The sequence below is a fragment of the Streptomyces sp. NPDC002324 genome, from assembly GCF_053593335.1.
The window spans coordinates 1-1,784 of record NZ_JBSFCF010000097.1 but is presented as its reverse complement, the minus strand read 5'-3'; the positions used below and the strand labels follow the sequence as shown (position 1 = coordinate 1,784).

Here is a 1,784-nt window from a genome sequence, read left to right as displayed (position 1 = left end):
GCTACCTCGCCGGCCTCCACCTCCGTGCCTCGATGATCTGGATCAACGACCTGCTGAAGGCAACTGGCTGATCACAACATCACACAGGCCCTAGTACTCCAGCAGCGGTTCGCTATCTGGCCTGGTCGGAGGTGTCGTGGGGAGTGTAGTGCGCTGATGGTGTGTCAGGGGCGGTCTTGCCGGATCACCCCTCCAACGAGTGGCATCGAGGGCTGTCCGAGCTGTGATGAGGGCAGCCTCCCGGGGTGATCGACGACCTTGCCGACGCAACCTGGGACTGTGAACTCGAGGACCTTTTCCTGCGCATCGGCCACCGCTTCGGCCGCGCCGACCTGCGACGCCGCATGCGTGACTACGTCCGTGCCCTGCCCGGCCCGGTCGGCCGCAAAAACGGCTGGCAACTGGCCGAGCACGCAGGCCACCGCACCCCCGACGGCCTACAACGGCTGCTGAACAAAGCCACCTGGACCGCCGGCGAGGTCCGCGACGACCTGCAGACATACGTCGCCGACAAGCTCGGCGAAACCGACGGGGTCCTCATCCTCGATGACACCGGCTTCGTCAAGAAAGGCTCCACCTCCGCAGGCGTGCAGCGCCGGTACTCCGGCACCGCCGGCCGCACCGAGAACTGCCAGACCGGCGTCTTTGCCGCCTACGCCACCACCCGCGGACGCGCCCTCGTGGACCGCGAGCTGTACTTGCCCAAGTCCTGGACGGACGACCGCGAACGCTGTCGCGCAGCCAAGATTCCCGATGAGAGGCACCTCGCGACCAAATCAGAGCTGGCCAGGGCCATGGTGCTGCGCGCACTCGCCTCGCCGCTGCCGATCGCCTGGGTGACTGCGGATGCCGCCTACGGCCAGGAACGGCGCTTTCGCCGGATGCTGGAAGAAACCGCCGTCGGCTACGTGCTCGCCGTCCCGAAGTCTCAGCAGGTGCCGCGCTTTGGCCGTGTCGACCACCTCTTCACGCAGGCGCCGGCTGAGGCATGGGAGAAGCGCTCGTGCGGTGACGGCGCCAAGGGCCCGCGGGGTTATCACTGGGCTGCCGTCCAGCTCCCGGTGATCGAGGACTTCGATGGCGAGCGGCCCACCCGTCACCGCTGGGCGCTGGCCCGGCGCAGTATCAGCAGACCCGACGAGATCGCCTACTACCTCGGTTATGCCCCGGTGGGCACTGGCGTCGACCGGCTTGTGAGCGTTGCCGGGCGCCGGTGGGCGATCGAGGAGTGCTTTCAGGCCGCGAAGAACGAGTGCGGCCTGGATCAGTACGAGGTCCGCCGTTACGTCGGCTGGACGCCGCACATCACCCTGGCCATGCTTGCGCACGCCTTTCTCGCGGTGACGGCGGCGCAGGCGGCGGCAGAGGGGGCTGCAGAAACGGTTCCACCCTGGTTCCGCTCACCGTGGCGGAAGTCCGCCGGCTGCCGGCAGTCGGCCTCGCGCACCGACCCTGCCCGCCGCTTCGTATCCACGCCATGATCTGGTCACGGTGGCGGCGCAGGCGTCAGGCCGTCGCCAGACACTGCCACTGCCGACGACGATGCCACTCGTTGGAGGGGTGGTCCGGCAAGACCGCCCCTGACACGCCATCAGCCCACTACACTCCCCACGATGCCTCCGGCCAGGCCCAGATAGCGAACCGCTGCTGGAGTACTAGGGCCTGTGTGAGGTCGTGATCATTCTCGGATTCTGGTCCCGTGCGGGGGTGGGACCTGGTAGGACGCTGGGTGTGACACGTACACAACTCACCGACGAGCAGTGGGAGTTCATCGAGCCGTACCT

At 67.5% G+C, this 1,784-nt stretch carries 1 protein-coding gene; it reads left to right on the top strand.

Annotated features, from left to right (window positions below; all coding sequences use genetic code 11):
* Positions 1–245: 245 nt before the first annotated feature.
* Positions 246–1,481 (top strand): IS701 family transposase, encoded by a 1,236-nt coding sequence (locus tag ACWCRJ_RS44525; protein WP_450944692.1) that lies wholly within the window; start codon positions 246–248, stop codon positions 1,479–1,481.
* Positions 1,482–1,784: the final 303 nt, after the last annotated feature.